The organism is Pseudomonas sp. MDV22-iso1, from assembly GCF_058145095.1.
Map to the genome: position 1 here is coordinate 69,352 of NZ_JBYVMF010000001.1, position 21,276 is coordinate 90,627.

The following is a 21,276-nucleotide window of genomic DNA, read 5'->3' on the forward strand; positions in this document are numbered from 1 at the left end:
ACATGACCACGCTCAACAATGAAAAGCCGCTGCTGGAAATACGAGATCTGCACATCGAAGGTCATTACGAAGATGCGTGGCATCCGCTGATCAAAGGCATCGACCTGACCCTGCAACGAGGTGAAGTGCTGGGGCTGATCGGCGAGTCGGGTGCCGGCAAGTCGACCCTCGGTCTGGCCTCCATGGGCTACACCCGGGACGGTTGCAGGATCACCGGCGGCTCGGTGCATTTCGATGGCATCAACCTGCTGCAAGCCAAACCTGAAGCCCTGCGCAAATTGCGTGGCTTGCGCATCGCTTACGTGGCGCAAAGCGCGGCGGCGTCGTTCAACCCGGCCCATCGACTCATCGACCAGCACGTCGAAACGGCAGTCAAGAACGGCGGCATGAGCCGGGCACAGGCCATGGCGGAAGCGGTGGAGCTGTATCGGGTACTGCGTTTGCCCAACCCCGAACAGATCGGCCAGCGGTATCCGCACCAGGTCTCCGGCGGGCAGTTGCAGCGGGTGATGACGGCCATGGCGATGGCGTGCCATCCGGACCTGATCATCTTCGACGAGCCGACCACTGCCCTCGACGTCACCACGCAGATTGAAGTGCTGGCGGCCATTCGCGATGCCGTGGCGACCTTCGGCAGCGCGGCGATCTACATCAGCCACGACCTGGCGGTAGTAGCGCAAATGGCCGACCGCATCATGGTCCTGCGTCACGGCAAGCTGGTCGAAGAAGCCGAAACGCGCACCATGCTCGCCGATCCTCAAGAGGACTACACCAAATCGCTGTGGGCAGTGCGCAGTTTCCACACCGAACCCAAGCCATGCCCGCAGCAGGAAAAACCGCTGCTGGAATTGCGCAAGAGCTGCGCCAGTTACGGCCATCAACCGGTGCTGCACGATGTCTCGTTGAGCCTGTATCGCGGCCAGACCCTGGCGGTCATCGGCGAGTCCGGCAGCGGCAAGAGTTCCACCGCACGGCTGATCACCGGCCTGCTGGCGCCGACTTCAGGCCAGGTGCTGTACGACGGCGAAGTGCTGCCGGCGGACTTTCGTCAGCGCAGCAAAGAGCAACTGCGCCGCATCCAGATGATCTACCAGATCCCCGATACGGCGTTGAATCCGCGTCAGCGCATCGTCGACATCATCGGCCGACCATTGACGTTTTACCTGGGCCTCAAAGGCAAGGCGATGCGCGCGCGGGTGGCCGAGTTGCTGGAAATGATCGAACTCGATCCGGCGACCTTCATGGAGCGCCAACCCCGGGAGTTGTCCGGCGGGCAGAAGCAACGGGTGTGCATCGCCCGCGCATTGGCGGCCGATCCGCAGCTGATCATCTGCGACGAAGTGACGTCGGCGCTGGATCAACTGGTGGCCGAAGGCGTGCTCAAACTGCTCAACCGTATTCAACAGCAATTGGGCGTCTCCTACCTGTTCATCACCCATGACGTCGCCACCGTGCGGGCGATCGCCGATGAGGTGCTGGTGATGCAGCGGGGCAGGGTGGTCGACCACGGTTCACGCAACGCGATTTTCACGCCGCCACACAAGGATTACACCGGGCTGCTGTTTTCTTCCGAACCGCAAATGGACCCCGACTGGCTTGACCGGTTACTGGCCTCGCGGGCGGAGCTCGCTACCCCCACACTCTCTTCCAACACCAAGCTTGAAAGCGTTTAAGGAACTGCCATGAAAGTACTGATCGTTCACGCTCATCCGGAGCCGAACTCCTTCACCGCCGCCCTGCGTGACCAGGCTGTCGCCACCCTCCAAGCCCAAGGGCATGAGGTCAAGGTCAGTGACCTGTACGCGATGAACTGGAACCCGGTAGCCAGCGCCGAGGACTTTTCCTCGCGGGAAAACCCGGACTACCTGGTCTATGCCCTGGAGCAACGTCTGGGCGTCAAGAGCCAGTCGTTGGCGACGGACATCCAGCAGGAACTCGACAAGCTGCTGTGGGCTGACCTGCTGATCCTCAACTTCCCGATTTTCTGGTTCTCGACCCCGGCGATTCTCAAGGGCTGGATCGATCGCGTGCTGGTGTCCGGCGTTTGCTACGGCGGCAAGCGCTTCTACGATCAGGGCGGCTTGAGCGGCAAGAAAGCGCTGGTGACCGTTACCTTGGGCGGACGCGAGCATATGTTCGGCGACGGCGCGATTCACGGTCCGCTGGAAGACATGCTGCGCCCGATCCTGCGCGGCACGCTGGCGTACGTCGGCTTCGACGTCCTGCAGCCGTTCGTGGCCTGGCACGTGCCGTACATCAGCGACGCTGCTCGCAAGGAGTTTTTGCAGGACTACGCACAGCGTCTGGAGCACTTGAGCGATGAGCAACCGCTGACATTCCCGCGTCTGTCGCAGTTCGATGAGGCGCTGTACCCGCTGCCTGTTTGAGTTGAGCACGCCCAGGCTGTCCAGTCCGCATGGACAGCCTGGGCGTTGATTCTGCCCGGTCAAGAGACGCTCTTCGGGTTACCGAACCCCCGGTAAATGGCCAATACCCCTGCTGTTTCGCCCTTGCGTCACACTTTGTGCTCCTGCTTAATACGGGTCGGCTCCTGAAGGTCGAGACCCCGTCGACGGCCTTCGATTGAATAACAATCACAAAATGGGCAATCACTTGACCTATCAGCATGGAACGCAACTGGGCGAGCATCTGGAGCTGTCGCTTGTCATCCCGGTTTTCAATGAAGCCGCCACCGTCGATTTGTTCATTGCGCGGATCACTGACGTCTTCAAGGCGGAGGCGCTGGTGAGCCTGGAAATGGTGTTCGTCAATGACGGCAGCACCGACACCACCCTGGAACTGCTCTTGCAGCGCCAGAGCACGGACCCACGCATACGCATCGTCGACCTGAGCCGTAACTTCGGCAAGGAAGCGGCGTTGACGGCCGGTCTGGAGGCCGTCACCGGCCAGGTCGTTGTGCCCATCGACGTCGACCTGCAGGATCCTCCCGAAGTCATTCTCGAGATGATCGCCCGTTGGCGCGAAGGTTACGAAGTCGTGCTGGGCCATCGTGTGAGCCGTCGCAACGACTCTTGGGCCAAGCAGACGTCGGCCAACTGGTTCTACCGACTGCACAATAAAATCTCCGAGCAGCCGCTTCCGGAAAACGTCGGTGATTTCCGGCTGATGGACCGTTGTGTGGTCGAGGCCTTGCAGACGTTGCCCGAATCCCGACGCTTCATGAAAGGCCTGTTTGCCTGGGTCGGGTTTCGCACCACCCATGTCGACTACGAGCGACCGGAACGAGTGGCGGGTGAGAGCAAATTCAACGGATGGCGCTTGTGGAACTTCGCCCTGGAAGGCATCACCAGTTTCAGCACTGATCCGCTCAAGGTCTGGACTTACCTCGGGATGTGCGTCTCGCTGGTGTCATTTTCGTTTGCCATTTTCATTGTGCTGCGCACGCTGTTTACCGGCGTCGATGTACCGGGCTACGCCTCGCTGATGGTGGCCGTCACCTTTCTCGGCGGCTTGCAATTGATCGGCATAGGCGTGCTGGGTGAGTACCTGGGCAGAACCTACATTGAATCTAAACGCCGCCCTGTTTATCTGGTGCGCCGCGTCTATGACGCCAAGGACTGACCATGGATCTCAAGGAAACCGACATCCTCGGTTCAAGCATCGACCAGCACTGGTATTACTGTTCAAAAGCCCGAGCGACCCGCCGATGGTTGGGCAGCACGCCGGTCAGGAAAATTCTCGATGTGGGGGCCGGTTCCGGGTTTTTTACTCATCATTTGTTGACGCATACAGCGGCCATCGAAGCCTGGTGCGTGGACATCAGCTATGACACCGACTCAGACGCTATCACTGCCGGTAAACCGGTGCACTATCGCCGCTCGATTGACGCCGTCGATGCTGATCTGGTGCTGCTGATGGACGTTTTGGAGCACGTCGACGACGACGTCGGACTGCTCAAGGCCTATGTCGAGAAAGTCCCGTCGGGCAGTCGTTTCCTGATGACCGTGCCGGCGTTCCAGTTTCTGTGGAGCGGGCACGATGATTTTCTCGAACATAAACGCCGCTACACCCTGACCCAGTTCGAGACGGTAGCCAGGGACGCCGGGTTGACCGTGAAGCAGGGCGCGTACTACTTCGGGTTTGTGTTTCCGCTGGCGGCGACGCTACGGTTGCTGTCCAAAGGCGCGCAACCTTCGACGCCTCGCTCTCAGCTCAGTCAGCACCATCCGCTGATCAATGGTGTGTTGAAGTCTCTGTGCTCGCTCGAACTGCCATTTATGAAGAGCAACCGTCTGGCGGGGTTGACGGTGTTCGTTCTGGCGCAAAAGCCGTGACAGCAGCCGAAAAATCCGCATTGATCCAGCGCGGTCTGCGCTTTGCCGTCACCGGATTGTTTGTGACCGCACTGCACGCACTGGTTGCCGTGCTGTTCATCAACTATGTGCTGGCACAGCCGCCGCTGGCCAACGGCGTGGCGTTTGCCGTGGCGACTGTGGTGTCGTACCTGATCAACACCACCTGGAGCTTTTCCGCCCGACTGCATGGCCGTTCATTGCTGCGCTTCATGACAGTCTCTGGAGCAGGATTCCTGCTGGCGATGTCGGTGGCTTGGGCCGCGCAGATGGCCGGGTTCAATTATTTGCTGGGGATCGGTGCAGTGGCGCTGACCATTCCGGCATTCACTTTTGTCATGCACAACTTCTGGACGTATCGATGAAGGATTCCGCTAAACGCTTGGCGACCACCCTATTGCCACTGTTGATAGGGGTCTTGGCCTTCTTCATTGTGATTGGCCCCAGAGCTTTGAATCCTCAAAACATTGCCTGGCTTGGAAACGGCGATCCCGCTACTCATTACCTGGGATGGTTGTTTTTCAGTCAGTCGCCCTGGTCCTTTCCCATAGGCCTCAATCCGACCTATGGGCTGGAATTGGGGAATGGCATCATTTTTTCTGATTCCAATCCGTTGCTGGCTTTTCTGTTCAAACCCTTCGCGTCGCTGTTGCCGGAGCCATTCCAGTATTTCGGCATCTGGTTCATGGCCTGTTTCGTCTTGCAGGCTTGGTTCGCATGGAAACTGGTGGGGTTGATTTCTCCGCACTCAGGCTTGCGCGCTGTCAGCACAGCGTTGTTTCTCTTTGCGCCTCCGATGATCATGCGCTTGCCGTTCCATTTGTCCCTGGGCGGGCATTTTCTGGTGCTGGCGTCGCTCTATCTGGCACTGCATCCGCAGCTGCGTCATCGCCGTTTAGCCTGGGGGGCATTGCTGGCCTCGTGTGCCTTGATCCATGCGTACTTCCTGGCGATGGTCGCACTGATCTGGATTGCGGATCTGATAGCTGGATATCTCAAGAAAAAACTGACGTTACCAGCAGCAGTGACGGAGTTTTTCCTGCTGTTTGCGCTGGTCAGCATTTGCTGCTGGCAGGCAGGCTATTTTTCGGTTGGCAGCGAAGGGGCAATTTCCGAAGGTTTCGGAATGTATGCGTTGAACCTGCTTTCATTGATCGACCCAGGGCAGTGGTCGTATCTGCTGAAGGACCTGCCCGGTGTTCAAGGTTTCGGTGATGGAGAGGCGTTTGCTTTTCTGGGGCTCGGGATATTGACGCTGGGCATCTGTGCGCTGGTTGGTCTGCTGCAGGGTCATGCCGGTTTTCTTCAGCGATTGGGGCGGTGGCCAGTTTTGCTGCTGGCGTTGGCGGGGTTGAGCCTGTTCTCGATTTCCAATCACGTCGCCCTGGGGGCGCTGGACTTTACCTTTCCATTACCGCCGGAACTCATCGCTGTCGCCAATATTTTCCGAGCCTCGGGACGAATGTTCTGGCCGGTCTACTACGCGATTATCTTCGCCATTATTTTTCTGGTGATCAGAGCCAATACACCGCGTACGGCCTTCATCTTACTGTCACTGGCGTTGCTGATTCAGGTTCTGGACACCCATGCAGGTTGGGTAAACGTTCGCAAACAGCTGATGGTCAAGCCTGCTTCGACCTGGGTATCGCCAATGGTCGATCCCTTCTGGAAAAGTGCCGCGGACCATTACCAGAAAATTCGCTGGATTGTTCCGCAGAACCTCTCCCCACACTGGATGGCAGTGACGGCATTTGCCGGCGCCCATGGTCTGGCAACGAACGCTGTTTATCTGGGCCGTATGGATACTGCCAATTGGAAGAAAACCGAGCAGGAGACGGCTCGTGCAATGGCGACGGGAAAGTATGACGCCGACTCGCTGTACCTGCTCGATGATCGCGCGCTACTCCAGGCGGCGATAAACGTTGACACCTCAAAGGACCTCTTAACCAGGATTGACGGTTTCACAGTCCTGGCTCCGGGGTGGAAGCAATGCAATGCCTGCCTGAAAGAGACCCCTCAAATAAACCCGGTCGAGTTGCTTCCAATCCTTGAGCCTGAACAAAAAACGTCATTCGCGTGGGGCAGTGAAGGAAGAGTGTTTCTGTCCAGGGGCTGGTATGACTCCGAAACCTGGGGGGCCTGGTCCGAAGGAAGCGAATCTGAAGTGATGTTCCGGGTAACAAAGCCCGTGACGTCCTTGCGTCTGGAGACGACAGCATTCCTGCCTCCCGGGCATTCCAGTCAGCGTGTGGTCATCAGCGTGAATGGCATGCCGGCCTTGACGACCCAGCTTACGCAGTCCGATAACAACATTATCGATGTGCCCCTTCCACCCGAAGTACAAGATCGGGTGTCAAAACAGGGATTCTTGAAAATGAACATGCAGTTTGCCGATGTGGCCAGCCCTGAACAGTTCGGATTGGGGGCGGATGCGCGCGAATTGGCGATCGGGCTGAAGACCTTGACGATCTATTGATGGTGGGTCCACGTAGACGCCCTCGGCGCGCCTTTCTACACTGCCGGAATGATCTGGGGACGGGGGCAATGGATGAATCGCAATGAGCTACGCAAGGCCGACATCAATCTGATGGTGGTGTTCGAGACATTGATGCTCGAGCGCAACGTCACTCGAGTCGCCGAGAAGCTGTTTCTCGGCCAGCCGACCATCAGTTCGGCACTCAACCGTCTGCGGGCAATGTTCAACGACCCGTTGTTCATCCGCGTCGGTCATCGCATGGAGCCCACGGCGCGTGCGGAAGAGTTGATCAAGTACCTCTCGCCAGCCCTGGATTCGCTGTCGATCGCCCTGAGCCTGACCCACGATTTCGACCCGGCCATCAGCACCATGACCTTCCGCATCGGCTTGTCCGATGACGTTGAGTTCGGCCTGTTGCCACCGCTGTTGCGAGCCTTGCGCCAGGAAGCACCGAAGGTGGTGTTCGTGGTTCAGCATGTCGATTACTGGCGCATTCCCGACTTGCTGGCGTCCGGCGACATCACCGTCGGTATCAGCCAGACCCGCGGCCTCCCGGCCAATGCCAAGCGCAAATTGTTGCGGCACATCCAGCCCAGCATATTGCGCGCCGATGCCTCCGACACACCGCTGACCCTCGATGAATATTGCTCACGCCCTCATGTGCTGGTGTCCCACACCGCCAACGTCAGTGGCTACGCCGATGAATGGCTGGCAGAGATCGGGCGTACCCGCCAGGTTGTGCTGTCCGTGCCGCAATACAGCGCGCTGCCGGCCTTACTGGCCGGCACCGACCTGATCGCGAGTTTGCCGGACTACACCGCCGAAGCCATGGCGGCATCCGGACTCTTGTTCAAAGAGCCGTTCCCGTTCAAGACACCCACCCTGGACCTGTCGATGGTATGGCTCAGCCACGTCGACACCGACCCCGCCGAACGCTGGCTGCGCAAGCGCCTGGAAACCTTCATGAGCGATCGGGACCTGATATCTACCCCGCCTTGAGTCGGACAACTCTGTGATATACGTAGGACCTTTCCGCCACCCTTCAGGAGCACCGTCATGCCCCACCTGCATATGGAATACACCGCCAACCTGCCCGGCCTGAACGCCGATGTGGCCCTGATCCGGCTCAACAACACGTTGGTGGGTTCCGGTCAGTTTGCATCTGAATTCGACATCAAAAGCCGCGCGGTAAAGGTCGAGACGTTCAAGGTGGGCACGGCAATGGGGGAGCGAGCGTTCGTGCACGTGAAGCTCGCGCTGCTCAGCGGACGTTCGCCGCAGATCAAGCTGCAATTGTCCGAGAGCCTGCTGGCGGTGGTGCAGGATCTGTGTGAATGGCCGGCGGGGGTGGAAGTGCAGGTGTGTGTGGAGATTCTGGATATTGATCGGGAGTCGTATACCAAGACGGCGATTACCCTCTAAGCCTGTTGTTCAGCGCATGCCCAAACGATTTGCTCGCGTAACCAGCGATTGGCGTTGTCCTGATCCACGCGCTGACACCATTGCATATCAAGGCTGAACCCCGGTAACCCTGGCGGGGCTTCGCAGACAGCAAATCCCGATTCACTCGCCAGCACCTGCTGTATACGCCGGGGCAACGTCACCACAAAGTCCGTCCCGGTGATCATCTTCAAGGCCGCGCCATAGCTGTTTGCCCGCGCAACAATCTGCCGTTTCTGCCCTTGTTGCGCCAACCAGCCATCGACCATGTTGGTGGTGGATGTCCACGGCGTCGGGAACACATGCCGGCGTTCGACGAATTCGTCCAGGCTCAAACGCGTTCCATTGCGTGCCAAGCGGCTATCAAAGACACACACCAGATCATCTTCCAGCAAGGTCTCGGATCTGAAGTCGCCGTGGCTGCGATGAAAGTCCGGGCCGAAGCACGTCACCAGGTCGAGGCTGCCGTTACGCAGGGCTTCAACCGGAATGTCGCTGTCGAATTTGTGCATGTTGACCATCACCGGCCAATCTGCGGAAGCAAAACGCTTCAACAGCCGAGGCAGGATCAACTGCTCGAAGTATTCCGGTGCGCAGAGGTTGAACGTGACGGGTTGCGATGTCGGGTCGAAGGTGGCGTCGCCGGCGTGGCACAGGTTGATGTGTTCCAGGATCTTCAGCACGTGCGGGTACATGCGGTCGGCTTTGTAGGTGGGGTGCATGCCCGTGCGAGTGTTGATGAACATCTCGTCGTCGAAACTGGCCCGCAGTTTTTTCAGGCAGTAGCTCACGGTCGACTGGCTGACGCAGAGGGTTTCGGACACGCCGGTGACGTGGTTCTGCTCATACAGGGCGACGAACACCATGAAGTCCTGCGTGTCGAGCTTTCTAAGCGCGTTACTGTTGAGCATCCATTGCCTCTCGCTGCGTGTCCTGCACTGGCGGGCGCATGACTGTGCGAAAGATCCTAACGGAACGATGGAGTCAGGTGAACGCTTTGTCCGAATTCAGCTGTGATCGGCGGCTGGATAGCAACAACGCCAACATGCCAGCGGCTACCAGCACTGCACCGACGATTTCCTGGGGCAGCGGCGACTGACGCAGCCACAACCAATGGAAGAGCGTGATGAACAGTGTGCTCAGGTAAATGTATGAAATGACCGAGGAGGGCGCGATGACGCCGATGGCCCGGTGCAACAGCCAGAAGGTGGCGAGGGTGGCGAACAGCGCCAGGTAAATGAGCCAGTAAAGGTCGTTGAAGGTCAGCAATGTCGCCGTACGCCAGCCACCGCTGAATCCGCACAATGCCAACAAAAACACGGCGCCGAACAGCATGTTCCAGAAGGTCATGGCCACCGGCCCGCGCCCCTTCAGATTGTTGGCTTTGAGCCGCTGACTCAGGGGTGAGTAAAGCGCCATCGCCAGGCAACCCACGCCATACACCAGCATCGCGTAGAGCGACGGCCATTCGCCGGGACCGGACCCTTTGAGCACCAGCAACACCGCGCCGCCGGCCGATATCAGCATCGGCAGTACTTGGCGTTTCTGGCGCTCGTCGGGCATCAGTACGGCTTCAAACAGCAAGGTCAACAGAGGCACCAGGGTGTACATCGTTCCGGTGTTCACCGCCGAGGTGTAGCGCAGCGCTTCGAACAATGAACCGAAATACACCGCCAGCAACAAGCCGAGCGCGGCATGGCTGATCAGCCCTCGGGCGGTCATGGCGGTGTCGCCCTTGAACAGCAACAGCGGCAGGAACACCACGGCGCAGAGCAGCAGGCGCAGGGCGGTGAGCAGGATCGGGTCGATGGCCTGACTGACCTGCGCCGCCGCGGAAAACGAGCCTGCGATCAGCAGCGCCCAGAGCAGCATGCCGAGGTGGGCGCTGGCGAAAGAGTGTTTCATGCAGGTGTTCCCCCGGTTAGTGAATGTGGCGGGCGTAATGCCGCGGATCGAAACGCAGGACCATCAGAATCATCAACGCCATGACCCCGGTCAGCGACCACCAGGCCCATTCGAAGCTGCCGAGCTGATCGCGGATCAGTCCGGCGATCAGCGGTGACAGGCCGGCGATCAGGTAGCCGATGCCTTGTACGAACGCGGTCAGGCCACCCGCGCGCTGGGGGCTGGCCAGGTGATCCATCGACACGATCAGACTCATCGGGAACAGCCCGCCGATACCCAGCCCCAGCAGGCAGGGCCACAGCAGGCTCAGGTGTTGCGGGGTGAGGATCAGTCCACAGAAACCGGCCATGATCAGCACCAGCAACACCACCAGCACCAGGCGTCGGTCACGACTGCGGTTGGCAATGGCGGGCGTCACCAGGCCGGATATCACTTCCATGGCGGTGAGGAATCCCAGCAGCAATCCGGCGTTTTGTTCGCTCCAGCCTTTTTCCACGTAATAAGGCGCCAGCCAGGCCAGCACACAGGTGTAGGAAGCCGTGCCCAGGCCGAAAAAGATGGCGAGTAACCAGGCGCGGGAATTGCCGAAAAAGGGGGCATTGCTGGAGGGTTTCGATTCCAGCGGAGGACTCTGCGCGGGCTGTGCAATCCAGAACAGCAATGCCACCAGCGCCAGTACGGCCCAGATCGCCAGGCCCATGCGCCAGCTGCCAGTGCGCGCCATCACCAAGGGTGCAAAGGAGGCGGCGATGGCGGCGCCGCCCATGATCGAGGTGACGTAGAGGCCCATGCACAGGGCAACGTTATCGCGGAAACGGGATTTGATCAGCGCCGGCATCAGCGCCTGGATCAAGGCGATACCGACGCCTGCAATCACGGCGCTGAGGATCAGTTGCGCCGCAGAATCGAGGAACAGGCGTGACGCGGTGGCCAGGCCGATGATCAGTAACGACAGCACCACCGTGCGCTGCTCGCCCAGTCGCTGGCTGACTTTGATGCCGAAGAACATGGCCAGCCCCATCGCCATCACCGGCAGCATGGTGAGTAATGACGCCAGGCTGAAACTCAAGTCGATGTCGCCGCGAATGGCTGACAGCAGAGGACCGATGGCGGCCATGGAAGGGCGCAGATTAAGGGCGACGAGGACAATGCCCAACATCAGCAAGACAGCGGGGCGGGTGATTGCGCGAACGTGTTCCATCGATCGGACCTTGAATGAAAGGAAACGATTAGGCGCGCGAGGGCCGAAACGCCGCAAATCAGAAAGTCCGCACCACTATTTAAAAACTAAATACCCCGCGTGAAAACACCACCGCCCATGAAAAAAACACCGTCTATCAAAACACCACCGTCTATGAAAACAACACCGTACCTGTAGCAGCTGCCGAGCTTGCGAGGCTGCGTCCGGCTGCGAAGCAGTCGCAACCCAGGTGACGCGATCCACCTGAATGACGCATCGTCTGATTTTACGACTGCTTCGCAGCCGGACGCAGCCTCGCAGGCTCGGCAGCTGCTACACAAAGCCACGACGCCCCAAAGCCAAAACGTCATAACGCCATAACGCAGGCTCGGCAGCGGCTACAGGGCGCAGTGGCTTTTGATTGTTTAGCCAATCCGCACCCGAAGTTCTTCAAATGCCGATTGAACGACGCAACCACCCGTGTGACGCTGCGGGTTATCTGTTCTCTGCGGTCTCTTCTATGGACGGTTGCGCCGTCACACTTCCATCCGATCTGGCCTTCTGGGCGCTGTGGCACTGCCGTCACGCGCGCCCACCGGATTTTTGCGTTTGCCGTTGATTTTTCCTACAGGTCTTGAGCTTTTCCTCGAGATCTACCGGGCCTAGCCTGCGCGCTCGCCTGAAACGCAAACAAAGAGAATGTCCATGAGCAGTGCCACGACTCCCTTCGCCACGAAACAAGAAGCCCTGACCTTTCTGGAGCAGAACCCGGATATCGAGATGTTCGAGCTGTTCATCCTCGACAACAACGGCGTCCCGCGGGGCAAGTTGCTCCATCGCGATGAACTGCTGGCGGTTTACGACAGCGGGCGGCCGTTGCCGAGCACCATTCTGGGACTGACCATTAATGGCGATGACGTTGAAAACTCTGGCCTGGTGTGGGACGTGGGCGACATCGATTGTCGGGCATACCCGGTCAGTGGCAGTTTGACGCGCATGCCGTGGCGGTTGATCCCGACGGCGGCGGTGCAGGTCAGCATGCACCCGACAGAGGGGATGCCGGCGACCATTGCCGATCCACGTCATTTACTGGCGAAGGTCATCGAAGGCCTGCAGGCCGACGGTTACTACCCGGTCATGGCCGCGGAACTCGAGTTCTATTTGCTGGATCAGCAACGCGACAGCAACGGTCGTCCGCAACCTGCGCGAGACGTCGATGGTGGTCGCCCGCGCAGCACTCAGGTGTATGGCCTGCGTGAACTGGAGCAGATCGAGCCGTTCCTGGCCGACCTCTACAGTGCCTGCAAACTCCAGGGCATTCCCGCCCGCACGGCAATCTCCGAGTACGCGCCGGGGCAAGTGGAAATTACCCTCGAACACCGCACCGACGCGTTACAGGCGATGGACGAAGCGGTGCGTTACAAACGACTGGTCAAGGGCGTCGCGCACAAGCACGGGATGACAGCGTGCTTCATGGCCAAACCCTTCGATGACCTTGCTGGCACTGGCATGCACATGCACGTCAGTCTGGCGGACAAGGACGGGAACAACCTGTTCGCCAGCGAAGCCCCCGACGGCACGCCGCTGCTTAAACACGCGGTTGGCGGGATGCTCAGTACCTTGCTCGACTCGCTGCTGTTGTTTTGCCCCAACGCCAACTCTTACCGCCGCTTCCAGACCAACAGCTATGCGCCGCTGGCGGCCACCTGGGGCGTGGACAACCGCACCGTCAGTTTGCGCGTGCCCGGCGGACCAGCGTTCTCGCGCCACATTGAGCACCGCATCTGTGGCGCCGACGCCAACCCTTACCTGGCCGCTGCAGCGATTCTGGCCGGTATTCATCGTGGCATTCGTGAACAACTCGACCCAGGTGCGCCAGTGGAGGGCAACGGTTACGCCCAGGCGACGGAACTGCTGCCGACCGATTGGCTGACCACCTTGCGGGCACTCGAAGGTTCGACGTGGGCCCGTGAAGCCTTCGGCGGCGAGTTCCTCGGTGTTTACCTGGCGGTGAAACGTGCCGAGTATCGGCAGTTCATGGGCGAGGTAGGGGAGCAGGATTGGCGTTGGTACTTGCACCAGGCCTGAACAGAAGCTGAACAATTCTCAAATAAGTTAAAAGTTTTGGCCTAGTGCCATCAGCCAACTAATTGTTGGCTTCTTTTTCACAAAAAATTGATGGTTGGCTGCCTAAAGTTGGTGCTGTCGCGATAAATGAAATTTTCACATTTACCGCAGGCACTTCTTTCAGGAACAGCCAACCATCATGTTGAAGTTAAAAGCCGTTCGCCCCGAGTGGGTGACTCTGATTGCCAGCGCGTTTTTGTTAACGGCTTGCAATGTCGTGCTCTGGCAGCACCTGTTCGACATCACCACCTCAGACGGTAAGGGCATCGTCATGCGCGTGGCGTTCGGGGTGATGATCCTGGCGGCTTTCAACATTGTATTGACCCTGCTGGCCTTTAGGCCGGTATTGAAGCCCGTGTTGACGCTGATTTTTATGTGCAGTGCCGGCGTGGCTTATTTCATGAACCAATATGGCGTACTGATGGACATCGGTATGCTGCGTAACTTTGCACAAACCAACGCCACGGAAGTGCGTGACTTACTGTCAATAAAGTTGCTGGTTTATATATTCTTACTCGGTGTTTTACCGTCCTGGTTGTTATGGAAAGTTCCGGTTGATTACCGTCGTTGGCACCGTGAGTTAGTCAGCAAAGTGCTGGTCAGCGTTGCGTCGATTGCCGTCATCGGCGGTATCGCTCTGATTAACTACCAAGGCCTGTCCTCGCTGTTTCGCAATCACCATGAATTGCGCCTGATGGTCGTACCGAGTAACTACATTGGTGCGTCAGTGGGCTTTCTGCGCGAGCAAGTCGTGTCGGCTCGGCAACCCTTCGTCAAGATCGGCGAAGACGCCCAGCGCAACCCGGCCTGGGAGACCCATGGGCGCAAATCCCTGACCGTGCTGGTGGTGGGTGAAAGTGCTCGTGCGGAAAACTTCGGCATCCTGGGTTACGACCGCGATACCACACCAAAACTGGATAAAGAGCCAGGTCTGATTGCTTTCACCGATGTGCATTCCTGCGGTACGGAAACAGCCGTTTCGGTGCCCTGCATGTTTTCCAATATGGGTCGCAAGGGCTACAACGCCGGCAAGGCGAAAAACGAGGAAGGCCTGCTGGACGTGCTCAAACGGGCGGGCCTTGACGTGATCTGGCGTGACAATCAATCCGGCTGCAAGGGTACGTGCGACCGCGTCACCCTTGACGATGTGAGCAAACTGAAAGACCCGGTGCTGTGCGCCAATAGCGAGTGTCGCGACGAGATTCTGCTGCAGGGTCTGCAGCATTTCATCGACAACCTGGACAAGGACACCGTGCTGGTCCTTCACCAGATGGGCAGTCACGGTCCGGAATACTTCAAGCGCTATCCGAAAGAGTACGAACGCTTCACACCGGTTTGTGAAAGCAATGCGCTGAACAATTGCAGTCGCGAAAGTATCGTGAACGGGTACGACAACACGCTGGTCTATACCGACCATGTGCTGTCGTCACTGATTGATGTGCTGCGTAGCAACCAGGACAAAGTGGACACCGCCATGCTCTACCTGTCGGACCACGGAGAGTCCCTGGGCGAGTACAACCTGTTCCTTCACGGCACGCCTTACATGCTGGCGCCGGAACAACAGAAGCGCGTGGCCATGCTGGCCTGGTTCTCCGACAGTTATCAAAAGTCGTTCTCGGTAGATACCCATTGCCTGCAACTGAGTCGGGAAAAACCCTTGAGCCAGGACAACCTGTTTCATTCGATGCTCGGGTTACTGGAGGTCAGCAGTAAGGTCTACAACCAGGACCTGGATATGTTCGCCGGTTGCCGCGGCGCCGTGATCGATGGCGTGCTGGCCAAAGAGTAAGTGCTCGACCTTTTTTCACGCGACGGCCGCTAATCGGCGGCCGGTACTTATTTCCCGAAGAGTCATGCACATGTCCGCGTTGCCACCCTCTGCTGTCGAGCTTGAGTTCGCCCGGCGCTACGACCAGGAACATGCCCGCGTCTGCCGACAGGCGCAACCGCGTGGTCTGGCGGAGCGTTTGACGTTCTGGCGCTCGGAGCAACTGGTGCGTCACGCGTTGAAAGTGGCGGGCGAACCGGGGTTGATCCTGGATGTGGCCTGCGGTGCGGGGCGGTTCTGGCCAGTGTTGGCCGAACATGCCAACCGGGTGATTCTTGCCTGCGATCCGTCCCAGGACATGCTCAATCACGCCCAGACCCATCATCCGCACGACGTGCTCAAACGGATCAAGACGTTTCAGAGTTCTGCGTTTTCGATCGGCTTGTCAGCGAACGCGGTCGACAGCATTTTTTGCATGCAACTGTTTCAGCACATCGACGGTGCCGAGTATCGGTTGGCCATGCTCAAGGAGTTTCATCGGGTCGGTCGCGATACGGTCATTGTCGCGGTGCGGGTCGAAGCCCTATTCAAGGGGCTGCGGTCCCGCTCGCAGGTCTCACCCGCACAAGGATCGGTCAGTCGGGCCGAGGTAGAAGCCCAGTTCAAGGAAGCCGGTTTGCGCATCCTCAGTCATCAGGACTATCTGCCCGGTTGCATGGGGATGCGGGTCTACGTACTTCGTAAGGCTAGTTAACGCCCGCCTGTCAGACATTTCTTGCTGCCAGGTGCGTCTTTTCGCTAAAGCTCTTGTTCAGTGGATGCGCGGAAATCGCCGGTCGCGATATATACTGCGCGCCATTCTTCAAGGGAGAGCCGTGTGGCCATCGATATTCACTGGATTCGCGACAACGATAGCCTCGGTCAGTTTTGCGCCGAGTGGCAGAAACTGCCATTCGTTGCCCTCGACACCGAATTCATGCGGGTCGACACCTTTTATCCGATTGCAGGCCTGCTGCAGATCGGTGATGGCGTACGCGCTTACCTGATTGACCCGCTGACCATCGACAACTGGCAGCCGCTGGCCGCGTTGCTGGAAAACCCGGCCGTGGTCAAAGTCGTTCACGCGTGCAGTGAAGACCTCGAAGTGTTGCTGCGCCTGACCGGCAGTCTGCCGGCTCCGCTGTTCGACACCCAGCTGGCCGCCGCGTACCTGAACCTCGGGTTCTCCATGGGCTATTCGCGGTTGGTGCAGGAAGTGCTCGGTATCGACCTGCCCAAGGGCGAAACCCGTTCCGACTGGCTGCAACGCCCGCTTTCCGACACGCAGATCAGCTACGCCGCCGAAGATGCCCTGCACTTGGCGGAAGTTTTCGTACGCATGCGTCCGAAGCTGTCTGACGACAAGTACAACTGGGTGCTGGAAGACGGCGCTGAACTGGTCGCCAACCTGCGTCGCGAGGTGGACCCGTACGAGCTCTATCGCGAAGCGAAGCTGGCCTGGAAGCTGTCCCGCGCCCAACTCGCGGTATTGCGTGAACTGTGCGCCTGGCGTGAGCGCGAAGCCCGCGCCCGCGATCTGCCGCGCAACCGTATCGTCCGCGAGCATTCCCTGTGGCCATTGGCGCGTACCCAGCCGGATAGCCTCGGTGCCCTGGGGAAAATCGAAGACATGCACCCGCGTACCGTGCGTCAGGATGGCGAGTTTCTGCTTGATCTGATCAAGCGCTTTGGCAGTGTGTCGCCTGATCAATGGCCGCCCGCCGTGCCTGAGCCGTTGCCGGTGGATGCTGCTGCGCTGATCAAGCAGCTGCGGGCGATCGGTCAGGCTGAAGCCGAGCGCCTGAACATCGCGCCGGAATTGATGCTGCGCAAGAAAACCCTGGAAGCGCTGCTCAAGAGCGGCTACCCCAATGGTCCTTACCAATTGCCTGATTCGCTGCGTGGCTGGCGCCGCGAATTGATGGGCCAAGCGCTGCTCGACAGCCTGGCCACCCCCGGAGAACAGCCTTGAAACGTATTTGCTCCATCTACCGAAGCCTGAAGAAAAACGAGATGTACCTCTATGTGCTCAAAAGCGATGCACTGGAGCGTGTCCCGGAATCGCTGATGGCCGCCTTCGGCAAACCCCATCATGCGTTCGACCTGGTGCTGACCCCCGAGCGCAAATTGTCGCGCGAGGACATCACCGTGGTCCTGGAGAATCTCGAGAAGCAGGGTTACCACCTGCAGATGCCGCCGGCCGAAGACGAGTACATCGAACACCTGCCGGAAGAGTTGCTGCGACGCAACGATCCGATGTGATCGGCTGGGGCGCTTCACATCACCTGTGACGCGCCCTCTCTTGAAAGACTGGAACTGAATTCTTGCCGATGGCCGCGATGACGGAGCACGACTCCGCCGACGGTCGTCTGCGCTGCTTTTGAAAGGTTTGAACCATGCGCGTTCTGATTGCTGAACACGACCACCCCGTGTATGCCCAACTGTTGCGTCAGGCTGCGCCTGAGCTGGAAGTATTGACCAGTGGCGATTCTGCCGAACTGGCCAGCCTGGCGGCGGATTGCCCGATCTGGCTCGGACAGCCGGATCTGCTGGCCACCCTGTTGCGTCAGGGGCATGAACCTCAATGGCTGCAATCGACCTGGGCGGGCATCACGCCGTTGCTGGCCGACGGTTTGCCACGCCACTATCGCCTGACTCGCGCGGTAGGGATTTTTGGTCAGGTCATGGCCGAATACGTCCTCACCTACATGCTCGGCCACGAGCGTGAAGTGCTGCCGCGACTGGTCAGCCAGGTCGAGCGCAAGTGGGATAACCGCCAGGGCCAGAGCCTGGCAGGTCGCAAGGTATTGATCGTCGGTACGGGCGACATCGGCCAGACGGTGGCGCAATTTCTGCAGCCGTTTGGTGTGGAGCTCTACGGCATCGCCAGCGAAGCTCGCGAGCAGGCCCCGTTCAAGCAAGTGGGCGTGCTGGCGGACTTGCCGCGCCTGGTCGGTGAAGTGGATTACGTGATCAACCTGCTGCCAAACACCCCCAATACCCACGACCTGTACGACGCTGCGCTGTTCAAGCTGTTCAAGCCGACCGGATTGTTCATCAACGTTGGACGCGGCGTGGCGGTGGTCGATGCAGACCTGGTGGAAGCGTTGAAAGAAGGGCATCTGGCCGGCGCCGTGATCGATGTCTGCCGTCAGGAACCGCTGCCGCAACGTCATCCGTTCTGGACGGCGTGGGGGTTGTTGCTGACCGGGCACAGCTCGGCACCGACTTCGCCTTCGATGATGGTGAATCTGTTTGTCGAAAACCTGCGGGCGTACCAGGCGGGCGAAGCGTTGCGCGGGGAAGTGGATTTCAATCGCGGGTATTGAATTGCACCCGAAAAGATCGCAGCCTTCGGCAGCTCCTACAGGATGGTTTAAAAAAACTGAACCACTACACCGAAGGCTGCGATCTTTTGTTTTTAAAGCGTGAAATCACCCTCGGCAACCAGCTCGCTCAACGGACGACGCGGGCTCGGTACTTCACGCGCTTGCAGGTAGTCCGCCAGGGTCGACTTGTCCCCCAGTTTGCCCACCGCCACCGCCGCATGCAGCGCATATCCCTCGGGAATGTTCAGCTCCTTGCGGGTCAGCTCCTGATCAAACCCGGCCATGCCGTGGGTGTGCCAGCCGCTGATGCTCGCCTGCAGCGCCAGATGGCCCCAGGCCGAACCGGTGTCGAAGGTGTGCCACAAGGCTGGCGTTTCTTCGGCAGCGCCCGGGGCGGTAAAGGTGGTTTTCGAGATGACAATCACCAGTGCCGACGCATGTTGCGCCCAACCCCGGTTGAATTCGTTCAGCAGACCCAGATAACGCTCCCAGTTTGGCGTGTCGCGACGGGCGTACAGAAACCGCCACGGCTGAGAGTTGTAAGCCGACGGCGCCCAGCGAGCGGCTTCGAAGAAGCTCAGCAGGGTTTCTTCAGGAATGGCTTCGCCGGTAAAGGCACGGGGCGACCAGCGATCAGTGAACTGTGGGTGGATGACGTAATCGGCAACGCGAGGGTTGTTACTCATGCAGAGATTCCTTGCTACGTGTGAGTCAGAAAATCGAATGAAAACCGGCGGGCGCAGTTGGGCTGGGCGATGAGGTTTTTCGTGAGCCTGGCACTTCATCTGAATGCAACGCGGTCGGGCGTTAATGGCACGCAGATCTGGCTCGATGCGATTGGCAAAACTACTTGGCGGCGCCCTGGCTGACAAGTCCAGATCTACCGGCAGTCGCCAATGCTTGGCCCGAGGGGCTGCGCGCACTAGACTGGCGGCCTTTTCACCACCTGATGTCGATGCTCGAACCCATGGCCACCCCCGTCGAACCGTTCTGGAAACACAAAACCCTCGATCAACTCGATCAGCAGGAATGGGAATCGCTGTGCGACGGTTGTGGCCTGTGCTGCCTGCAAAAGCTCGAAGACGAAGACGACAACAGCGTTTATTACACCCGAATCGCCTGCAAACTGCTGGATCTGAAAACCTGCCAGTGCAGCGATTACCCCAATCGCCGTGAGTCGGTGCCGGACTGCATCCAGCTCACACCGGGCAAGGCCGACGAGTTCAAATGGCTACCGCCCACTTGCGGTTATCGCCTGGTCAGTGAAGGCAAGGACCTGCCATTCTGGCATCACCTGGTGAGCGGTGATCGCGATGCGGTGCACCACGAACGAATTTCACAATCGGGACGCATGCTCGCCGAAGGCAGCGTGGCCGAGGACGATTGGGAAGACCATCTGATTTTTCGCGCAGGGTAAGGTCAAGCGCCGGACGTTTTAACCTTTCACGACGGAGTGTGTATGGCTGTGGGATTGCGGCTGGCGTTGGCGGTTGGGCTACTGGCCCTGAGTTCGTCCGTGTGGGCGGCGAAGAAGGTCGATCTGGATTATCACGTACGCCTGTTGCCGCAAAGTGATCAGGCGGAGGTGCGGTTGACCCTGGCCCAAGGCTCGGCGGTTCGCAGTCTGGATTTCGATCTCGGTGATGGCAGCCATTACAGCGATTTCAAGGCCGACGGCCAGTGGCAGCTCAGCCCAGGCAAGCACACGCGTGGCGTCTGGCGCCCCATTGCGGAAAAGGCCAGCCTGACCTACCGCGTGCGCATCAGCCACGGGCGCAAGAGTGGCAGCTTCGACACACGCATGACGCCGACCTGGGCACTGATGCGCGGCGATGATCTGGTACCCGCCGCGATGCTCGATCAGCAGGACGGTATCGAACTGGTTTCACGCCTTGAATTCGAATTACCCAACGGCTGGAAAAGTGTAGAAACCTCCTGGCCCAGGATTGGCAAAAACAAATTCCGCATCGATAACGTCTCCCGGCTGTTTGACCGACCCACGGGCTGGATGCTCGCCGGCCACCTCGGCACGCGCCGCACACGACTGGGGGAAACCGAAGTGACGGTTGCTTCGCCTCAGGGGCAGGGCATGCGGCGTATGGATGTGCTGACGTTGCTGACGTTTGTTTGGCCGCAGGTACAGGCTGTATTTCCCCGTCATCCCACCAAACTGCTGATCGTCGGCGCGAACGACCCGATGTGGCGCGGCAGCCTTGCCGCGCGGGAGTCGATCTACCTGAACACGCGTTTGCCGCTGGTCAGCGAAAATGGCTCGAGTGCGCTGGTGCGCGAGTTGGCTCAGGTGTTCGGACGCATCAACGACAAGCAGCGCAGCGACTGGATCGGCGAAGGGTTTGCCGAGTATTACGCCATCGAACTGGTGCGGCGTGCCGGGGGCATGAGTGATGAACGGTATGCGAGCTTGCAGCAGAAATTGGCCAGGGATGGCCAGAAAGTCTCGACCTTGCGGGGTGAACAGATTAATTCGGCTCAGGTTGGCAAAGCGGTGTTGTTGCTGAGTGAGCTGGATCAGGAGATCCGAATCAAGACGCGTAACAAGCGGTCGCTGGATGACGTGCTGCGCGGGGCGATGCGTCTGGAGAGTGTCGACACCAGGGAATTTGTGCAACTTGCCGAAAGCGTCATCGGCGAACCTTCCAAGGTCCTCGATAGCGAGTTGCTTGAGTAAAAACCAAAAG

Annotated in this window: 20 protein-coding genes; 16 read left to right on the top strand and 4 right to left on the bottom strand. The window is 59.1% G+C overall.

Translation table 11 applies throughout. The features are described 5' to 3' along the window. Positions 1–2: 2 nt before the first annotated feature. From AC3ZVB_RS00305 to AC3ZVB_RS00340, 8 genes are all read left to right on the top strand, one after another. Positions 3–1,673: an ABC transporter ATP-binding protein gene (locus AC3ZVB_RS00305; protein ID WP_490145487.1), complete on the top strand. Its 1,671-nt coding sequence runs from the start codon at positions 3–5 to the stop codon at positions 1,671–1,673. Between the two features lie 9 nt (positions 1,674–1,682). Then, positions 1,683–2,387, top strand: a complete 705-nt coding sequence (locus tag AC3ZVB_RS00310; protein WP_490145488.1) for an NAD(P)H-dependent oxidoreductase — start codon at positions 1,683–1,685, stop codon at positions 2,385–2,387. Positions 2,388–2,601: 214 nt separating this feature from the next. Then, positions 2,602–3,582, top strand: coding sequence for a glycosyltransferase family 2 protein (locus tag AC3ZVB_RS00315; protein WP_490145489.1), 981 nt, complete (start codon positions 2,602–2,604; stop codon positions 3,580–3,582). Positions 3,583–3,584: 2 nt separating this feature from the next. Next, a complete protein-coding gene (locus AC3ZVB_RS00320) occupies positions 3,585–4,295 on the top strand; it encodes a class I SAM-dependent methyltransferase (protein ID WP_490145490.1) in 711 nt (236 codons plus the stop codon). Then, entirely contained in the window at positions 4,292–4,678 is a 387-nt protein-coding gene (locus tag AC3ZVB_RS00325; protein ID WP_490145491.1) for a GtrA family protein, read from the top strand. The genes AC3ZVB_RS00320 and AC3ZVB_RS00325 overlap by 4 nt, the downstream gene beginning before the upstream one ends. Then, complete coding sequence (locus tag AC3ZVB_RS00330; protein ID WP_490145492.1) at positions 4,675–6,789, top strand: DUF6311 domain-containing protein; 2,115 nt, start codon at positions 4,675–4,677, stop codon at positions 6,787–6,789. The genes AC3ZVB_RS00325 and AC3ZVB_RS00330 overlap by 4 nt, the downstream gene beginning before the upstream one ends. 72 nt (positions 6,790–6,861) lie before the next feature. Further along, on the top strand, positions 6,862–7,788 hold the full coding sequence (locus tag AC3ZVB_RS00335) for a LysR substrate-binding domain-containing protein (protein ID WP_490145493.1): 927 nt from the start codon (positions 6,862–6,864) through the stop codon (positions 7,786–7,788). Between the two features lie 57 nt (positions 7,789–7,845). Beyond that, positions 7,846–8,211: a 5-carboxymethyl-2-hydroxymuconate Delta-isomerase gene (locus AC3ZVB_RS00340; RefSeq protein ID WP_162436941.1), complete on the top strand. Its 366-nt coding sequence runs from the start codon at positions 7,846–7,848 to the stop codon at positions 8,209–8,211. Here the strand turns inward: AC3ZVB_RS00340 and AC3ZVB_RS00345 are convergent. The 3 genes from AC3ZVB_RS00345 to AC3ZVB_RS00355 all read right to left on the bottom strand — a co-directional run bounded on the left by AC3ZVB_RS00345 (position 8,208) and on the right by AC3ZVB_RS00355 (position 11,335). Next, positions 8,208–9,140, bottom strand: a complete 933-nt coding sequence (locus tag AC3ZVB_RS00345; protein ID WP_490145494.1) for a LysR family transcriptional regulator — start codon at positions 9,138–9,140, stop codon at positions 8,208–8,210. The two genes, AC3ZVB_RS00340 and AC3ZVB_RS00345, sit on opposite strands and share 4 nt — an antisense overlap. Positions 9,141–9,213: 73 nt before the next feature. Continuing rightward, complete coding sequence (locus AC3ZVB_RS00350) at positions 9,214–10,134, bottom strand: DMT family transporter (RefSeq protein WP_490145495.1); 921 nt, start codon at positions 10,132–10,134, stop codon at positions 9,214–9,216. Between the two features lie 16 nt (positions 10,135–10,150). Next, positions 10,151–11,335 carry a cyanate transporter gene (locus AC3ZVB_RS00355; protein WP_490145496.1) on the bottom strand — a complete coding sequence of 395 codons (1,185 nt, stop codon included), beginning with the start codon at positions 11,333–11,335 and terminating at the stop codon, positions 10,151–10,153. 684 nt (positions 11,336–12,019) lie between these two features. Between AC3ZVB_RS00355 and AC3ZVB_RS00360 the strand changes: the two genes are divergently transcribed. From AC3ZVB_RS00360 to AC3ZVB_RS00385, 6 genes are all read left to right on the top strand, one after another. Beyond that, entirely contained in the window at positions 12,020–13,402 is a 1,383-nt protein-coding gene (locus AC3ZVB_RS00360) for a glutamine synthetase family protein (protein WP_194690731.1), read from the top strand. Between the two features lie 178 nt (positions 13,403–13,580). Further along, positions 13,581–15,230, top strand: a complete 1,650-nt coding sequence (locus tag AC3ZVB_RS00365; RefSeq protein ID WP_490145497.1) for a phosphoethanolamine transferase — start codon at positions 13,581–13,583, stop codon at positions 15,228–15,230. 70 nt (positions 15,231–15,300) lie between these two features. After that, positions 15,301–15,963, top strand: coding sequence for a class I SAM-dependent methyltransferase (locus AC3ZVB_RS00370; protein ID WP_490145498.1), 663 nt, complete (start codon positions 15,301–15,303; stop codon positions 15,961–15,963). A gap of 123 nt (positions 15,964–16,086) precedes the next feature. Beyond that, complete coding sequence (gene rnd, locus AC3ZVB_RS00375; RefSeq protein ID WP_490145499.1) at positions 16,087–17,220, top strand: ribonuclease D; 1,134 nt, start codon at positions 16,087–16,089, stop codon at positions 17,218–17,220. Further along, positions 17,217–17,510, top strand: a complete 294-nt coding sequence (locus AC3ZVB_RS00380) for a YcgL domain-containing protein (RefSeq protein WP_007898694.1) — start codon at positions 17,217–17,219, stop codon at positions 17,508–17,510. The genes rnd and AC3ZVB_RS00380 overlap by 4 nt, the downstream gene beginning before the upstream one ends. A 134-nt stretch (positions 17,511–17,644) precedes the next feature. Beyond that, positions 17,645–18,577, top strand: coding sequence for a D-2-hydroxyacid dehydrogenase (locus AC3ZVB_RS00385; RefSeq protein ID WP_490145500.1), 933 nt, complete (start codon positions 17,645–17,647; stop codon positions 18,575–18,577). A 92-nt stretch (positions 18,578–18,669) separates the two neighbouring features. On the opposite strand, the gene AC3ZVB_RS00390 is transcribed toward AC3ZVB_RS00385, so the two are convergent. Continuing rightward, entirely contained in the window at positions 18,670–19,263 is a 594-nt protein-coding gene (locus AC3ZVB_RS00390; protein WP_490145501.1) for a nitroreductase family protein, read from the bottom strand. A 281-nt stretch (positions 19,264–19,544) separates the two neighbouring features. Between AC3ZVB_RS00390 and AC3ZVB_RS00395 the strand changes: the two genes are divergently transcribed. Together AC3ZVB_RS00395 and AC3ZVB_RS00400 are read left to right on the top strand one after the other, a co-directional pair. After that, positions 19,545–19,994, top strand: coding sequence for a YcgN family cysteine cluster protein (locus AC3ZVB_RS00395; protein ID WP_162436931.1), 450 nt, complete (start codon positions 19,545–19,547; stop codon positions 19,992–19,994). A gap of 42 nt (positions 19,995–20,036) precedes the next feature. Next, complete coding sequence (locus AC3ZVB_RS00400) at positions 20,037–21,266, top strand: hypothetical protein (RefSeq protein WP_490145502.1); 1,230 nt, start codon at positions 20,037–20,039, stop codon at positions 21,264–21,266. Positions 21,267–21,276: the final 10 nt, after the last annotated feature.